Origin of the sequence: Streptomyces sp. NPDC102274, from assembly GCF_044766385.1 — a bacterium.
Lineage (GTDB): Bacteria > Actinomycetota > Actinomycetes > Streptomycetales > Streptomycetaceae > Streptomyces.
Genome location: NZ_JBIWLW010000011.1, coordinates 233,673 through 250,335, shown reverse-complemented (window position 1 = coordinate 250,335; position 16,663 = coordinate 233,673). Strand labels below are relative to the sequence as shown.

Here is a 16,663-nt window from a genome sequence, read left to right as displayed (position 1 = left end):
CGACCCTAACCGCCCTCGGTGTGGCGCCGGTTGCGTACGGAACGGACCGCCACCCACCCGAGTCCGGCCACCGCGACCGCCACGAGCACGCCTTCCGGCAGGGTGCCCAGCCGGGTGGCGGGGGTGAGCGAGGAGCGCAGCGGCACGTCGGCGACCAGGGCGTCCGGCGTGAACATCCCGCTCTGCCGGGTGATCGTCCCGTCCGGCTGGATGATCGCGCTGACGCCGCTGGTGACCGGGACGATCACGGTCCTGCTGTGCTCGACCGCCCGTACCCGCGACATCGCCAGCTGCTGGTACGTCATCTCGCTGCGGTCGAAGGTGGCGTTGTTGCTGGGCACGGAGATCAGCTGGGCGCCGTGCGTGACGGTGTCCCGTACGGCCCAGTCGAAGGCCGCCTCGTAACACGTCGCGAGCCCGACCTCGGTGCCCGCGAGGTCGAAGACTCCGGGCTTCGTGCCGCGGCCGAAGTCCCGGCGCACCATCTCGGCGTATCCGGGGCTGATCGTCTTCACCAGCGAGCGCATGGGCAGGTACTCGCCGAAGGGCTGGATCTGCCGCTTGTCGTACGTGTCGGTCGGTCCGCGCTCCGGGTCCCACAGGATCTGGGTGTTGCGCAGTGGTCCGGTGTCGGGGGTGACGACGGCGCCGACGGAGATGGGGACCCCGATCGCCTTGGCGGCCCGGTCGATCACCTCGCGCGCGTCGGCGTTGCGGTACGGATCGATGTCGGAGGAGTTCTCCGGCCACAGCACGAAGTCGGGCTGGGGCACTTTGCCGGCCTTCACATCGGCGGCGAGCTGGAGGGTCCTGCGTACGTGGTTGTCGAGGACCGCGCGGCGCTGGGCGTTGAACTCCAGACCGGCGCGCGGCACGTTGCCCTGTACGGCGGCGACGGTCGCGGTGCCGTCCTCGGCCGAGTCGTCGACCAGTGGCAGGGCGGCGAGCGCCACGGCGAGCGGGACGAACACGGTGGCCGCGGCGGCGGCCATGGCCCGGCGCGGGAGCGTTCCTGTCCGGCGGTACGCGAGGCCCCGGCGCAGCGCCTCGTAGAGTCCGAAGCCGCACAGCACGACGGCGAAGCCGAGCACCGGCGTGCCGCCGAGCGCGGCGAGGGGAAGGAAGACACTGTCGGCCTGGCCGAAGGCGATCTTGCCCCAGGGGAATCCGCCGAACGGCACCCGGGCGCGGACCGCCTCACCGAGGATCCAGACGGCCGCGGCCCAGACCGGCCACACGGGCAGCCGGCTGACGACCGCGATCCCGAGTCCGGTGAAGCCGATGAAGAGGGCCTCGACCGCGACGAGCGCGAGCCAGGGCCCCGGCCCGACCTCGGCGCCCGTCCAGAACAGCAGCGGCAGCAGGAAGCCGAGCCCCGCGAGGTAGCCGAGGCCGAACCCCGCGCGAGCCCGGCGCCCGTGCAGGCTCCAGGCGAGCAGGGCGAAGCCGGGCAGCACCAGCCACCACAGGGTGCGGGGCGGGAAGCTCGCGTAGAGCAGTACGCCGGACACCACCGCGGCGCCGGGCCTGGCGATCCTTCGCAGCAGGCGCCGCCCACCGCCGGGGGCGGGCGAGGGCGGAGGGGGCTGAGGGGGCTCTACGGTGGTCATGGTGGCGCTCACCCGGCGGAGTCTACGGTGATCCGCTGTGCGCCGGGGAGCGCGGTGATCCTGGGGCCGGTCCGCCGAGCGGCCCGCCCGATGCCCGCCGAACCGTCCGTTCCGAGTAGCCCGATCGAGTGATCCGGTGGGGAGATCGTCGGGTGAACCCGTCGAGTCGCCCGCCGACTGCACGCAGTAACGTTCCTCCGCAAGGTCTCCACACAACCCCACGATTACGGTTACCGTGTGCGCCAGCCCTGACCACCACCTGGCCGGATCCGGCCGTCATCGGACGGGGCCCGTCAGAGCTCGGGGGGTCGACGGGATGGCTGCGCCGGTGGAACGCTCCGCGGTACGGGATGCCGTACGGGAACACGTCCGCGACCCCGTGGGAGAACAGGGCCGCGGACCCGATGTGCTGGGCGCCCTGATCCTGGGCGGCTGCGCCGTGTGGCCGCTGATCAGCGCGGCGGGGCGCGACGGCAGGCCCGAGGGCGCCCTGCTCGCGGTGCTCGCCGTCACCGCGGGATATGTGTTCGGCCGGATCAGCGGGTCGCTGGTGCCGGTCGCCACCGCGACCGTGGTATCGGTCGGCGCGCTCGTGGCGGCGCTCGTTTCGAGCCATGCGCTCGTATCGAGCCATGAGACGTTCGGCACGGCCATGGCCGTCGTCACACCGTACGGCGACACCGGCGCGGTCACCGCGCTGCTCGTCCTGGCGGCGGGCGCGGCCTGCTGCGCGGGCACGGCGGCCCGGCGGCCGACCGTACGCACCGTACTGCGGCTACAGGCGCTGGCGATCGCGGGCACCGCGTCGCTGCTCGGTTCCTTCGTGGGGTTCATCGCGGCGCTCGGGGTACTGCTCTGCTCGCTGGCGGCGGCCAGGATGCGGCGCCGGCTGCTCGCCCTCGCCGGCCTCGGGCTGGTGACGGCGTTGGTCGTCGGCACGTCCTGGGCGGTGGCGGAGCGGGCGCTGCCCGAGGGGCTCTCGGTCTCGCTGGAGGGACAGCTCACCCAGTACCGGGTGGCGCTGTGGCACGACGCGGTCGAGCTGGCGACGGCGAATCCGGTGCTTGGCGCGGGCCCGGACCGCTTCGGTGACCTCAGCCCGACCGTCTCGGAGTCGCTGGACACCGACGGCAAGCCGCACTCGGCACCGCTCCAGCAGGCCGCCGAACAGGGTGTGGTGGGCGTGCTGCTGCTCGGAGGGGCGTTCGGCTGGCTGCTGTACGGGCTGGGCCGCTCGCCCTGCTCCACTCCGGTGGTACTGACGGCAGGAGCCACCCTGACGGCACTGGCCGCGATAGCGAGCGTGGGCAACGCGCTGAGCTTCACACCGGTGACGGCGGGCGCGAGCCTGCTCGCGGGCCTGGCGACGGCACGCAAGGCGGCCGGCCCGGCATAGGCTCCACGGGACGGCCCGGTCCCCGACGGAACGACGGAACGGCCCGGACGTGCACAGAACGGCCCCGGCCCGAACGCGCACGGAACCGCGAACGGCCCCGGCCCGGACGCCCACGAAACGGCCCGTACGCCGACGGAACAGCTCGGCCCCCGACGGAACGACGACTCAGACGCCCGCCGCGTCGGGCCTGGGGAGCAGCAGCAGCCGGCCGCGGATGATCCTCACCGCCGACTCGGCATCGTCCACCGTCACCGTGAAGGTCCTGCCGTCGCCCAACTTGAGGACGAGCGCCTCTCCTCGGCGCACCACCACGGCGGTGCCCCTCTCGGGACGCCAGCGGTATCCCCAGCCACCCCACTGGCGCGGGGTGACCCTGGGGACGAAGTCGGCGTCCACGACATGCGCCAGTTCGATACGCCGACGCGGCAGTCCCATGTGACCGCAGCGCACTTCCAGGCAGTCGCCGTCGACCCTGACCGCCACATGGACGAAGGCCAGGGTGCCGAAGAGGATCAGCAGGCCCGCCGCCATACAGCCGATGACGGACATCAGCAGGGCCGCGACACCGGACGCCCAGTTGGAGTTCACGGCCAGCTCCACCCCGAGCGCGAGGAACCCGGCGCCCGCGGCGGCGAGCAGCCACTGCACACGGTTGGTGGCGCGCCCGGTCCAGGTCTCGGGCAGGGGCTCGGCGCCTTGGCCCTCCTGCCGGGAGTACTCCCTCATGGCAAGCAGCGTACTCAGATTCCACCCAAGGGGGCGTCTTATGACCGCCGAATGGAGGGCCACGTCACAGGGCGACGGTCCGGTCCTCCGTTCTCAGCCGGCCGGAGTGCGGTCTTCAGTGAACGTGACTGACGGCGGCGAGCAGCCGTCCCTCGGCATACGCCAACGCGTGTTCCGGCAGCGCGGACTCGCGCCCGCCGAGCAGCACGGTGAGGCGCCCGTTCACCGGAACCCCGTTCACCGGAACGTTCACTCCGGCGGCCCCCTGACCCACCGGAGCGAGGACCAAACCTCCCGCGCCTTCCGCCGGCCCCGCCGGAACGGACCGTGCGCCGATACGGCGCAGCGCCTGCGCGGCGACCGCCTCGGCCGAGCCGTGCAGGACGACGGCCGGCAGGCCGCGCAGCCGGAGGGCGGTACGGATACGCTCCGCGACGAGTTCGTAATGGGTGCAGCCCAGGACGACGGCCCTCGCATCACGGGGGGTCAGCGCGGCGGCCGCGGCCACCGCTCGGTCGATGGCGGCCTCGTCGGCGTTCTCCACGGCGTCCGCCAGCCCTGGGCACGGCACTTCGGTGACCCCGGCGGACGCGGCGAAGTCACGGATCAGACCGCGCTGATACGGACTGCCCGTGGTGGCCGGAGTGGCCCAGATCGCGAAGGGCCCGCCACCCGCCGCCGCGGGCTTGATCGCCGGGACGGTACCGACGACCGGCAGTCGCGGCTCCAGCTCGGCGCGGAGCGTGGGCAGGGCGTGTACGGACGCGGTGTTGCAGGCGACGATCAGCGCGTCGGGGCGGTGTTGGGCCGCGGCCCGTGCGACGACCAGCGCGCGTTCGGTGACATCTCGTGGGGAGCGGGGACCCCAGGGCATCCCGTCGGGGTCCGAGGAGAGAACGAGATCGGCCTCGGGGCACAGGCGGCGAACCGCACCGGCCGCCGCCAGCAGACCGATGCCGGAGTCCATGAGTGCGATCTTCACCCAGTCACCATAGTCGACAGCATGTGCGGTCCGGTCGATGTGGTGCAGACTGCGGCGAATGAGCACCGTTGCCTGGATCGCCGTGGGTTCGCTGGCCGCCTGGGGCTGGCTGTTGCTGGGTCAGGGGTTCTTCTGGCGGACCGACCAACGGCTGCCCGCGCGCGAGGACGGTACGGCCGGTGAGGACGGTACGCCCGGTGAGGGTTCGCGATACGACGGTGACGGTTCGCGGTACGACGGCCAGGGCCGTGACCGGAGGCGCCGCCCGGACGACGCCGACCACGACGACCCGAAGCGGTGGCCGTCCGTCGCCGTCGTCGTACCCGCGCGGGACGAGGCCGCCGTACTGCCCGAGTCCCTGCCGTCCCTGCTGGCGCAGGTCTATCCGGGCCGGGCGGAGATATTCCTCGTCGACGACGGCAGCGAGGACGGTACCGGCAGGCTGGCCCGCGAACTGTCCGCGCGGTACGGCGGGCTGCCGCTGACAGTGGCCACGTCCGGTGAACCGGAGCCCGGCTGGACCGGGAAGCTGTGGGCGCTGCGGCAGGGCATCGCACTGGCCCGCGCCCACGCCCCCGAGTACCTGCTGCTGACGGACGCCGACATCGCCCATGAGCCGGACAGTCTGCGGGAGCTGGTCGTCGCGGCCAGGACGCACGATCTGGACCTGGTCTCGCAGATGGCGCGGCTCCGGGTCGTGAGCGCCTGGGAGAAGCTGGTCGTGCCCGCGTTCGTGTACTTCTTCTCGCAGCTCTATCCGTTCCGCTGGATCAACAGCCCCGGCGCGCGCACCACGGCCGCGGCCGGTGGCTGTGTACTGCTGCGCACGGAGGCCGCCGAGCGCGCGCGGGTGCCCGAGTCGATCCGTCAGGCGGTGATCGACGATGTCTCACTGGCACGGGCGGTCAGACACAGCGGGGGACGGATCTGGCTGGGGCTGGCGGAGCGGGTGGACAGCGTGCGCCCCTATCCGCGGCTGGCCGATCTCTGGCGGATGGTCTCGCGCAGCGCGTACGCGCAGCTCCGGCACAACCCGCTGCTGCTCGTGCTCACGGTGGCGGGCCTCGCGGTGGTCTATCCGGCGCCGCCCGTCGCGCTCTGTGCCGGGGTGTTCGGCGGGGACACGGCGGCGGGGTGGCTGGGGTTCGCCGCGTGGGCGGTGATGACCGGGACGTACCTCCCGATACTGCGTTACTACCGGCTGTCGCCGTGGCTGGCTCCGCTGCTGCCGTTCACCGCGACGCTCTATCTGCTGATGACGGTCGACTCCGCGGTGCGGCACCACCGGGGCCGCGGCGCGGCCTGGAAGGGGCGTACGTACACCCGTCCCGAGACCGCGCCGGACCCCTGACCCACCGCGTCCCGGGAGACCGGACCTTCGCGCGCGGTTCACTTCCTGCCCGGAGTCCAGTTCATGCCCCAGCCGTAGGCGTAATCGATGGTGCGCTGCGGGCTGACTCCGCGTTCCGGTACGAGAAAGCGCGCTTCGCGCTGGACGACGAGGTCGGAGCCGGTATTGGTGATCAGGGCCAGCGAGCAGACCGTCGAGGGCACCGTGCATTCCCCGAGCGCGAAGTCGATCGGGGCTCCGTGCTGCGGCTGGAGAGTGACGGTCGCGTCGAGATCCGCGAAACTGCGCGCGCCTTCGTAGATGGTCACGAAGATGACGATGCGGCGGAGCCGGTCCTTGTGGTCGAGGTTGATGGTGAGGTTCTCGCCGCTGGAGGCCGCTCCGGTCCTGTCGTCGCCGTCGAGATGGATGTACGGCGGCTGGTTGAGCGCGCCGAAGGCATTGCCGAGCGCCTGGACAACGCCTTTGCGTCCGTCGCTCAGTTCATAGAGAGCGCACAGATCGAGATCGAGATCGCTGTGGTTGGCGACGGCCCGGCCGAGTTTGGCGCCCCAGCCCCTGAACTGTTTGCGCATCTGCCAGTTGAGGTTGACGCGCATCGCGCCCGAGGTGCCGCCCTGTTTGGCCAGCGAGACGGACGGGGCGTCCTTCGTCAGCGTCACCTTGCTCAGCCGCACGGGTGCGGGCGCCGGGGTCGGAGCGGCCGGGGCCGGAGCGGGAGCGGCGGGCCTCGTGGGGCGTACCGGTTCTGGCCGTGCGGGCGCCGGGGCGGTGCGCGGCGCCGGTTCGTCGTCGACGGAGATACCGAAGTCCGTTGCCAGGCCCGCCAGTCCGCTGCCGTAGCCCTGCCCCACCGCCCGGAACTTCCAGCTCCCCTGGCGCCGGTACAGCTCACCGAAGAGGAACGCCGTCTCGACGGTCGCGTCCTGGCTCTCGTACCGCGCGATCTCGGCGCCGGAGGCGGTGTCCAGCACCCTCACCCGCAGACCGGGCACCCGGCCGAAGCTGCCGCCGTCCGCCGAGGCAGCCACCACGATCCGCTCGACGGCGGGCTCGACCTTGGCGAGATCGACCGCGAGCGTGTCCGTGACACCCTCCGGGCCGGTCTTCTTGCCCTCGTGGCGTACGGCCCCGGACGCGTGGGCCGGCTGGTTGTAGAAGACGAAGTCCGCGTCCGAGCGGACCTTTCCCGACACAAGGAGGAGCGCCGAGGCATCGACGTCCGGCACTCCCGGTCCTGAACGCCATCCCAATTCGACGCGGACGGCCCGCGCCTGTACCGGAACATTGGCTCCCTTAAGCATGGACATGCTCGCCCCCATCGCGAGTCGCGGTGTCCGAAGATTACCCGCGGCCAACCTAATCGCTGGAACACCGGCCGGCCCCCATGGGACCCGTCGTAACGCCCCGCTAGCTTGCCCTTTACACGATCCGAACACCATCGGACGACCGTTTTTCCCATGTTCGCTCGCATTGGGGATCCGAAGTCACCCACAGCTCCCGAAACAACCCCCTTATCGGACTCCCCAACCGGCACATGGTGGGCTTAACTTATGTCCTATGACCTCCCCCCGCGCCACCTACGGCGGCGGTTACTACACCGCGCCGTCGTTCCCGGACACCCCTATCTACGACTCCCTGGTCGCGGAGCGGGGCACGCCTCAGATCGCCCCGATCCGAGTGCCTTCCGCCTACGACACGGGCAACAGCTATCTGCCGGCTCTGCCCGCCGCGCTGCCGGCCCTCCCGGCGGGTCCTTCACCGTCGGCCTCCTCGTACTCCTCGTACGGGGGCGGCTACCCGCAGCAGGCGCCGCAGCCCATGCCGCTCCAGCACGCGCCCGCGCCGTACATCCCGCAGCAGGCACCGCCCCGGGGCTACCCGGGGCAGCAGCCCCCGCAGCAGGCGCAGCCGCAGCGCCCCATGCCCGGAACGGGCTACGAGGCGATGCGTCCGGCGGCTCCGCGTCCGGTGCCCGCCGCACAGCCCACGCAGTACGACGATCCGTACAACCGGCCCTACCAGACGCGGGGGTACTGACAGCGCGGGGGCGTAGAAAGCTCAGCAGGAGGAACGGCGCGCGGGAGCGCCGACGGCACGGGAGTACCAACGGGGGGTACTGACCTGCCGGGGTCCCGGGCGGCTGGCAGGATGGCTTTATGCCGAAGCCAGTCCGTCCTGTTCTGCACGCCCTGCGGGTCCATCCGGTCAAATCGATGGCCGGCTGTACGCCGGACAGCGCGGTCGTGGAGCCCTGGGGGCTTGCCGGGGACCGCCGTTGGACGCTGATCGACGCGACGGGGAAGGCGGTCACACAGCGCCAGCAGCCGCGCCTGGCACTGGCCCGCGCGGAGCCCCGTCCGGACGGCGGGATCCGGCTGTCCGCGCCGGGAATCGATCCGCTGGTCATTGGCGTGCCACGGTCGGACGACACCGTGGTGGCGGACATCTTCGGGACCAAGGTCGAGTCGGTGCTCGCCGGTCCTGACACGCGCGACGCGGTCGGCGCGGACGCCGCTCACGCCGCGCACCAGGACGTGCACCGGACACTGAGCAGGTACCTCGGGGTGGAGGTCAGGCTCGTGCATCTCGACGATCCCGCCGTCCGCCGGCCGGTGGACCCTATTTTCGCGCGGCCCGGGGAGACGGTGAGTTTCGCGGACGGGTTTCCGCTGCTGGTCACCACGACCGCGTCGCTCGACGCCCTCAACTCCCTGATCGCGCAGGGGGATCACCCGGACGAGGGACCGCTTCCCATGGAACGGTTCCGGCCGAATCTCGTGGTGGCCGGGGCGAGTCCCTGGGAGGAGGACGACTGGCGGCGCATCGCCGTCGGTGAGGTCGCGTTCCGGGTGGCCAAGCCGTGCGGCCGGTGTGTCATCACCACCACGGACCAGCGCACCGGGGAGCGCGGCAAGGAGCCGCTGCGCACCCTCGGCCGCTACCGACGGTTCGGTGGCCAGTTGATCTTCGGGCAGAATCTCGTCCCCGAGTCCACCGGCACGCTCCGGGTGGGCGATCCGGTGACCGTTCTCGAATGACGCCTTCCCGGACGCCCGTTCGCTCGACGTAACACCTGTACGACACAGGAGCACCACCCGGCACCCGAAACATTGCATGCATGGGGCATCGAAGTGAGCTTGCTCTCTCTTGCGGTCCTTCACGCGTAAATCCCGCTCCCCACGGCTAAAACGGACACGGGAGGAGGTGCGGGACTGTGCGCATCATCGTGGGGCTCTGGCGCTGGCGGCACAATCCCGTGCGCCGGGGGACCGATCTCGTGGAGGCGTGGGTCGCGGTGACAGCGGTGCTGCTGTTCGCCCTCGCGACCCCCGCCGCCGGCTGGATCTGCGGCAACACCCTTGACGCGTCACTGCGGAACACCGTGCGCGCCCAGCACGAGCAGCGGCACCGCACGACCGCCGTGGTCGTCGACCGGGCGGCGGACCACCGCCACATCGCCTACGACGCGGAGTCGCTCTCGGATCACTCCTCGGGCACCCGCGTGACCGCCAGGTGGTACGCGGCGGACGGCAGCGCGCGTACCGGCACGGTCTCCGCCCCGCTGCGGAAGCCGCGCCCCGGCGACACGTTCAGCCTGTGGACCGACCGGCGGACCGACCGGCAGGTACGGGGCCCGATGAACGCGACCAGCGCGCGCGTTCACGCGGTTCTGGCCGGATTCGGCGCGACGGCGCTGGCCGTCGGACTCGTGGAGTGCGCCCGGCGGTTGATCGTATGGCGGCTCGTACAGCGGCGCTACCGGCGGCTCGACCGTGCCTGGGCCGCGGCCGGTCCCGACTGGGGACGTACCGGCGCGGGCAGCTGAGCAGATGCCTCCCGGCAGCTGAGACCGGCCGTTGGCGTCAACTCGGCGCCGCCACGCGCGCTACGGTGGTGCCGCCCGGTCCGCCGTTGCGGCCGGGGTCCGGGGCCGGTACCCGGGACGGCAGAGCACGCGCAGACGCACGAGGTGGGGGCACAGCAGCGCCATGGCACAGGGCACGGTCCAGGTGACGCACACCGGAACATCGCGTTGGCGGCGCCGCACGGGCGAATACGCCTCCCTCGCCGCGGCCCTGGAGGCCGCCGGTGACGGCGACGTCCTCACGATCGCCCCGGGTACCTACCGGGAGAATCTCGTCGTCACGCGAGCGGTCACGCTGCGCGGCCCGGAGGGCTCACTCGGCTCCGTACGCATCGCGCCCGCCGACGGGGTACCGCTGACCGTGCGCGCCTCCGCCACCGTCCAGGACCTCCATGTGGAGGGACAGGACTCGGCGGCCCCCGCGCTGCTCGTCGAGGACGGCACGCCGGAGCTGTCGGATCTGCGGATCGTGACGCGTTCCGCGGCCGGCCTGGAGGTGCGTGGCGCGGCCCGCCCGACCGTCCGCCGCTGCACCGTCGACAATCCGGCCGGGGTCGGCATCGGCGTACTCGACGGAGCGGGCGGGGTGTTCGAGGACTGCGAGATCGTCGCCGCGGGACAGGCAGGTGTCTCCGTGCGCGGCGGCGCGCATCCACGGCTGGAGCGCTGCCGGATCCACCACGCCTCCGGCTCGGGGCTGTCCGTCACCGGCGAGGGCAGCGGTCTGGAGGCGGTCGGCTGCGAGGTGTACGAGATCAAGGGCACCGGCGTGCAGATCGCGTCCCGCGCCGCGGCCCATCTCACCGACTCCTCCGTGCACCGCACCTCGGCGGACGGGATAACCCTGGACACCGACGCCGTACTGACCCTCTCCGACTGCGACATCCACGACATCCCGGAGAACGCCGTCGATCTGCGCTCCCGCTCGGTGCTGACACTGACCCGCTCGACGGTGAGCCGCTTCGGCCGCAACGGGCTCTCCGTCTGGGACCCGGGCACCCGCGTCGACGCCAACCAGTGCGAGATCCATGACAGTACGGGCGACTACCCGGCCGTCTGGGTCAGCGACGGCGCGACCGTCGTGCTCGACTCCTGCCGGGTGCATGACGTGCCCGACGCGCTCTTCGTCCTCGACCGCGGCTCGCGCGCCGATGTCGTGGACACCGATATCTCGCAGGTACGCAACACGGCGGTGTCCGTGAGCGACGGGGCCACCGCGCAGCTCGACGACTGCCGGATCAGGGAGGCGTCCACCGGTGCCTGGTTCCGTGACCACGGCAGCGGCGGCACGCTCAACTCCTGCACCATCGACGGCGTCCAGACCGGGGTCATCGTCACCAAAGGCGCCGATCCCACCATCGAGCGCTGTACGGTCACCTCGCCCGCCGAGGCCGGCTTCTATGTCTCGGCCGAGGGCCGGGGCACCTTCCACAGCTGCCGGGTGACGGGCAGCGGCGGCTACGGCTTCCATGTGATGGACGGCTGCCGTACGACGCTCACCCGGTGCCGTACGGAACGGTGCGCGCGCGGCGGGTACGACTTCGCGGAGGACGGGCCGACCGTCGAGGACTGCACCAGCGACGAGAGCGGCGTACTGACACCGCCGAAGCCGTCCCTGGAACCGTCGGCCGTGCTGACCGCGACCCAGTCCACCGGGCTCCTCGGCGCGGTCCCGGCGCAGAGCGCCACCGCGCGGCCCTCGGACGCCGTCCCCGAGGCGACGACGCCCGCCCGCGCATCCGAGGCCGTCCTCGGCGAACTCGACTCGCTCGTCGGCCTCGACAGCGTCAAGCGCGAGGTCCGGGCGCTCACCGACATGATCGAGGTCGGCCGCCGCCGCAAGGAAGCGGGTCTCAAGGCGGCGTCCGTCCGGCGCCATCTCGTCTTCACCGGCTCCCCCGGCACCGGCAAGACGACCGTGGCCCGGCTGTACGGCGAGATCCTGCACTCCCTCGGAGTCCTGGAGCGCGGCCATCTCGTCGAGGTCTCCCGGGTCGACCTGGTCGGCGAGCACATCGGGTCGACCGCGATCCGTACGCAGGAGGCGTTCGACCGGGCGCGGGGCGGCGTGCTGTTCATCGACGAGGCCTACGCCCTCTCCCCCGAGGATTCGGGCCGGGACTTCGGCAAGGAAGCGATCGACACGCTGGTGAAGCTGATGGAGGACCACCGGGAGGCGGTGGTGGTGATCGTCGCCGGGTACACCGCCGAGATGGAGCGGTTCCTGACGGTCAACCCCGGTGTCGCGTCCCGGTTCTCACGGACCATCACCTTCAGCGACTACGTGCCCGAGGAACTGCTGCGGATCGTGGAACAGCAGTCCGAGGAGCAGGAGTACCGGCTGGGCGAGGGCACGTCCGAGGCGCTGCTCAAGTACTTCACGGCGCTGCCCAAGGGCCCCGCCTTCGGCAACGGCCGTACCGCGCGCCAGACGTTCGAGTCGATGGTGGAACGGCACGCGGGCAGGGTCGCCCAGCTGCCGGAGACCAGCACGGACGACCTGACCCTGCTTTACGCGGACGATCTGCCCGAACTGCCCTGACTCCCGGGCTCCCGCTCGCCGCGCTGCCGCGGCAGCGCCGCCGGAGGCAACCGGTCCAGCAGCGCGGCGCGTTCCTCCGCGAAGACCGGGTCCGCCTGGTAGTCGGAGTGGCCGAGGATCGGCTCGGGCAGCGGGTGGAGCAGCGTACGGCCGTAGGCGAGCGGGTCCTTCAGCGGCCCGCGGTCCACCTCCGGACGGTCGCCGTCCTCGGGAACCCGCACCGGGCCGCCGATCGGATCGGTGGACCGCCACAGATTGCGCCAGCAGTGCACCTCCTTGCTCAGCTGCCCCAGCTGCTCGGCGCCGAAGTACGCGGGGAACCAGCGGCCGTACAGCCGCTCCAGCGGTGAGCCGTAGGTCAGCAGCGCCACCCGGTGGCGGGTGGCGGACCGCAGCTGCCAGACGGCCGCGGCGGCCAGCACACTGCCCTGGGAATGGCCGGACAGGACGAGTCGGCCGCCGGTGCGACCGGTCCAGGAGACGATCCGCCAAGTGAGGTCGGGGACCGCGCGTTCGGCATAGCAGGGCGGCGCGAAGGGGTGGGCCGCGCGCGGCCAGAACGTACCCACGTCCCAGAGGATGCCGATGGTGCGCCGGGCGGAGGCGTCCCGGTAGGCGCGCCGCCCCCAGGTGACGAAGAGCAGGAAGCCCAGGCCGACCAGCCAGGAGCCGATCGACTGCGCGGTGTCCGCCACGGACTCGACGAAGGAGTCGGTGCCTTCCGCGGCCTCCCCCGGCACCTGTCCGCTCAGCCAGGACCCGGCGACCGCGCCCGCGCCGAGCAGCAGGGAGGCCCCGGAGAGGATTCCGACGAGCCGCGGCGCGTAGTCGGTGAGCGCGGCCCTGGCCCGCACGCCCGCCACCTGGCGGGTGCGCAGGGGGTCCGCCGTCTCCTTGCCGTACTCCCGCTCGATCAGCGGGGCCAGCCGGCGGGCGGCCCGTACCGTACGAACGCCGAGGACCGCGACCGGGATCAGCAGCAGCACGAGCAGTACGGGGATGACGGAGGCCTGCCAGCTCAGCAGCACCGGCGGGCCCACGATCGCGCCCTCGCCCGTACCGGGGGTGGCGTCCCCGTCGAGCCAGTCGGCGACGCGCTGGGCGACGCCGCCGGTCATCACCCCGCCCAGCGCGCAGGCGAGCATCGCGACGGCGGGCCCGCCGAGGCCCCGCATCGCGATCCGTGGATGCGGCGCGCGGCGGTGCAGGACATCAGCCGTGACGACGAGCACGACGACCAGGGCGATCTGCGCCAGCGCGAGCGCCAGGAAGGTCGGATTGCCGGGGAGCCCGCCGGTGGAGACCCAGCCGGGCCTGGACCAGGCGGCGTGGACGACGGCCAGCACGAGCACACCGAGCGCGGTGGCGGGCAGGGCACTGATCAGCAGCTTGTCGAGGGAGCCGTCGCGCCTGCGCTCGCTGCGGCCCCGGCTGCACACCACCCAGAGCACAACGGCCGCGCATCCGGCCAGCGTTGCCTGGAGCAGCAGACCGAGCAGACCGAGCGGGCCGCCGCCGGCGCTCCGGTCGTGGTCGGTGGCCGCGGCCGTGAGCGCGGCGGCGATGGTGAGGAAGCCGGCGGCGGTGTGGGCGGCACGGAGCCGGGCGACCAGTCTGCGTCCGTACCAGAAGCCGGGGCGGCCGAGGGCGGGCCGTACCGTCACCGGGTCGTCGCTCGCGGCCCGGCCCTCGTCCGTGACGCGGCCCTCGTCCGCGGTCCGGCCCTCGTCCGCGGCCGACACCCCTTCGGCGCTGGGCGCCTCGTGCGGGGCGGCGGGGTCGTCGGCGGGCCCGTCGGTGGTCTCGTCGGTGGGCGGGCGCTGCGCCTCGTACGCGCTCCACGTCCGGTTGGAGAGATACCACAGCAGCACCACCAACGCGGCGGGCACCACGGCGGCGAGAGCCAGCCGGCGCCCCGGCTGCGACCACCAGCCGTGCCCCTCCGGCGACAGGAAGCCGAGCCAGGAGCGGTCCGCGACGCACCGCGCCGATCCGGCGCACTGCCACGCCGTCAGGTCGAGCGCCACTTCGCAGGCCGCGGCCGTGAGCAGCACGGTGAGGGTGAGGGCCACCAGCCGTACGAGCACGCCGTACAGCCGCTGCGATCTGCCCAGGCCCTTCGTGGCCGGCCGCATCCAGTGCGCGAGGTTGACCACCATGAACGGGAGCAGCAGCAGCCACAGGGCGCGCGAGCCGTTGCCCGACGTGAGATTGGACCAGCAGTACGCCTCGGGGACCGGCCGGCCCGGGTAGCGCTCGGGGTGGAGCTCGGCGTCCACGTCGTCCGCGCGCCGGTACACGGCGGCCGTCTCGTCTCCGGTGATCCTGACCGTACGCGGATCGTCGAGCATCTCCTGCGGGGTGGCCCCGCCGACGCCGTGGACCAGAAGTTCGAGCGCGGTTCCGCCACTTCGCGGATCCGGATCCGTTGATTCTGGGGACACTTCGGTGGCTCGCTCTCGGAATGACTCGGTACGACGGCGGGCCGCCCCGGCCCTCACTGAACCTCCCCTCCCCCCGCGTCCGCCAACCACCGGAGCGTGCGCCGGAACCGCGTGGGAGGATGAGGCGCCCGACGACCGAACACGACGACGCGGAAGGACCGGCCCTGCGGTGAGCGACAACCAGAATCTTCTCGCGGAGCAGCGCCGTGCCCTGATCCTGGACGAGGTGCGCAGGCGCGGCGGGGTCCGGGTCAATGAGCTGACGCGCAGGCTCAGCGTCTCCGACATGACCGTGCGCCGGGATCTGGACGCGCTGTCGCGTCAGGGTGTCATCGAGAAGGTGCACGGCGGCGCGGTACCGGTGGTCGAGGCCAGTACGCACGAACCGGGATTCGAGGCGAAGTCGGCGCTCGAACAGAGCGCCAAGGAGGACATCGCGCGGGCGGCGGCGGCCATGGCGGTGCCCGGCAGCGCCATCGCGCTGTCCGGCGGTACGACGACGTACGCCCTGGCCCACCATCTGCTGGACGTACCGGATCTGACCGTGGTGACCAACTCGACGCGGGTCGCCGATGTGTTCCACTCGGGCCGGCGGGCCGCCGGGGGCGCGGGCGACCAGCGGCCGGGGGCGGCCATGGTGGTGCTCACGGGAGGGGTCCGTACGCCGTCGGACTCGCTGGTCGGCCCGGTGGCGGACCAGGCGATCCGCTCGCTCCACTTCGATGTCCTGTTCCTCGGGGTGCACGGCATCTCGGTCGAGGCCGGTCTGTCCACCCCGAACCTCGGTGAGGCGGAGACCAACCGGCACTTCGTACGGTCCGCGCGCCGGGTGGTGGTCGTCGCCGACCACACCAAGTGGGGAACGGTGGGGCTGAGTTCCTTCGCGACGCTGGATCAGGTCGACACGCTGGTGACGGACTCGGGGCTGTCGGCCGCGGCCCGTGACGAGATCGCCGAGTATCTGCCGGGGCTGGTGGTGGCGGGCGAGCCGGAGGCGCCGGGAGAGCCGCTGGAGAGCGAGTCCAGGGACCGGTCCGTACCGCGGCACGACTGAACGCCCCTGCCCGCGCACGTGCCGGCCGCTCGGCTCGGACGGCTCGGGGGCTCGGTTGCTCGGGCAGTTCAGGGGCTCGGACAGTTCGGGGGGCGCTCAGGGGGCTCGGGGGGGCCGCGCGGCTTACGATCGCCGGGTGAGCGCCTTCCGTATCGACCGCACCTCACCGCTGTCCGCCGACGAGGTCTGGCGCCGGCTCACCGACTGGCCCGCCCACGCGGACCAGGTGCCGCTGACGCGGATCTCCGTCCTGACCCCGGGTCCCACCCGCACCGGAACCGTCTTCGTCGCCCGCACCGGACTCGGCCGCGCCGGGTTCGACGACCCGATGGAGGTCGTCCGCTGGCAGCCGCCCGCGCCGGGCGTCCCCGGCCTCTGCCGGCTGGAGAAGCGCGGCCGGGCCATCACGGGCTGGGCCGAGATCCACGTACGGGAAGCGGCCGGCGCGACGCTGGTGCGCTGGGAGGAGGAGCTGCGGATCGGTCTGTCGCCGAGGCCGTTCGAGCGGCTGACCGAGCGGGCCGGACGGGCGGTGTTCGGGCGCGCCGTCGACCGGCTGCTGCGTGGCTGAGAGCCTGTCGGGTGGCCTTCGCCAGACCGCGTCCGCCCGATCAGAGGTCACCCGACAGGCTCTGAGGAGGTGTCCATCACACGAGGCGCCGACCGAAGGCACGTCAACTGCCGCTCCAT

The 16,663-nt window shown here is 72.4% G+C and carries 13 protein-coding genes; 8 read left to right on the top strand and 5 right to left on the bottom strand.

Translation table 11 applies throughout. The features are described from left to right. Positions 1-5: 5 nt before the first annotated feature. Entirely contained in the window at positions 6-1,622 is a 1,617-nt protein-coding gene (gene lnt, locus ACIRQP_RS18085; RefSeq protein ID WP_403890602.1) for an apolipoprotein N-acyltransferase, read from the bottom strand. A 304-nt stretch (positions 1,623-1,926) separates the two neighbouring features. Between lnt and ACIRQP_RS18080 the strand changes: the two genes are divergently transcribed. Further along, complete coding sequence (locus tag ACIRQP_RS18080) at positions 1,927-3,006, top strand: O-antigen ligase family protein (RefSeq protein ID WP_403890600.1); 1,080 nt, start codon at positions 1,927-1,929, stop codon at positions 3,004-3,006. A gap of 165 nt (positions 3,007-3,171) precedes the next feature. On the opposite strand, the gene ACIRQP_RS18075 is transcribed toward ACIRQP_RS18080, so the two are convergent. Then, positions 3,172-3,732 (bottom strand): hypothetical protein, encoded by a 561-nt coding sequence (locus ACIRQP_RS18075; RefSeq protein WP_403890597.1) that lies wholly within the window; start codon positions 3,730-3,732, stop codon positions 3,172-3,174. Between the two features lie 115 nt (positions 3,733-3,847). Continuing rightward, complete coding sequence (locus ACIRQP_RS18070) at positions 3,848-4,714, bottom strand: glutamate racemase (protein WP_403890594.1); 867 nt, start codon at positions 4,712-4,714, stop codon at positions 3,848-3,850. A gap of 58 nt (positions 4,715-4,772) precedes the next feature. Here ACIRQP_RS18070 and ACIRQP_RS18065 point away from each other — a divergent pair, with 58 nt between their 5' ends. Beyond that, positions 4,773-6,065, top strand: a complete 1,293-nt coding sequence (locus ACIRQP_RS18065) for a glycosyltransferase (protein WP_403890591.1) — start codon at positions 4,773-4,775, stop codon at positions 6,063-6,065. A gap of 38 nt (positions 6,066-6,103) precedes the next feature. Here the strand turns inward: ACIRQP_RS18065 and ACIRQP_RS18060 are convergent, their stop codons facing one another. Further along, a complete protein-coding gene (locus ACIRQP_RS18060) occupies positions 6,104-7,387 on the bottom strand; it encodes a TerD family protein (RefSeq protein WP_403890588.1) in 1,284 nt (427 codons plus the stop codon). 238 nt (positions 7,388-7,625) lie between these two features. Here ACIRQP_RS18060 and ACIRQP_RS18055 point away from each other — a divergent pair, with 238 nt between their 5' ends. The 4 genes from ACIRQP_RS18055 (at position 7,626) to ACIRQP_RS18040 (ending at position 12,475) form a co-directional block, all read left to right on the top strand. After that, the gene (locus tag ACIRQP_RS18055; RefSeq protein WP_403890585.1) at positions 7,626-8,105 is read left to right on the top strand and encodes a DUF6643 family protein; all 480 of its coding nucleotides are present in this window, start codon (positions 7,626-7,628) and stop codon (positions 8,103-8,105) included. Positions 8,106-8,224: 119 nt separating this feature from the next. Further along, on the top strand, positions 8,225-9,106 hold the full coding sequence (locus ACIRQP_RS18050; RefSeq protein WP_403890582.1) for an MOSC domain-containing protein: 882 nt from the start codon (positions 8,225-8,227) through the stop codon (positions 9,104-9,106). Positions 9,107-9,282: 176 nt separating this feature from the next. Continuing rightward, positions 9,283-9,894, top strand: a complete 612-nt coding sequence (locus ACIRQP_RS18045; protein ID WP_403890579.1) for a hypothetical protein — start codon at positions 9,283-9,285, stop codon at positions 9,892-9,894. A 163-nt stretch (positions 9,895-10,057) separates the two neighbouring features. After that, on the top strand, positions 10,058-12,475 hold the full coding sequence (locus ACIRQP_RS18040) for a right-handed parallel beta-helix repeat-containing protein (protein ID WP_403890576.1): 2,418 nt from the start codon (positions 10,058-10,060) through the stop codon (positions 12,473-12,475). Here the strand turns inward: ACIRQP_RS18040 and ACIRQP_RS18035 are convergent. Further along, positions 12,445-14,919, bottom strand: a complete 2,475-nt coding sequence (locus tag ACIRQP_RS18035; protein WP_403890573.1) for a hypothetical protein — start codon at positions 14,917-14,919, stop codon at positions 12,445-12,447. The genes ACIRQP_RS18040 and ACIRQP_RS18035 overlap by 31 nt on opposite strands. Before the next feature lie 169 nt (positions 14,920-15,088). Here ACIRQP_RS18035 and ACIRQP_RS18030 point away from each other — a divergent pair, with 169 nt between their 5' ends. Then, positions 15,089-15,973: a DeoR/GlpR family DNA-binding transcription regulator gene (locus ACIRQP_RS18030; RefSeq protein ID WP_403890570.1), complete on the top strand. Its 885-nt coding sequence runs from the start codon at positions 15,089-15,091 to the stop codon at positions 15,971-15,973. A gap of 136 nt (positions 15,974-16,109) precedes the next feature. Then, positions 16,110-16,544, top strand: a complete 435-nt coding sequence (locus ACIRQP_RS18025; RefSeq protein ID WP_403890567.1) for an SRPBCC family protein — start codon at positions 16,110-16,112, stop codon at positions 16,542-16,544. The last annotated feature ends 119 nt before the right edge of the window (positions 16,545-16,663 follow it).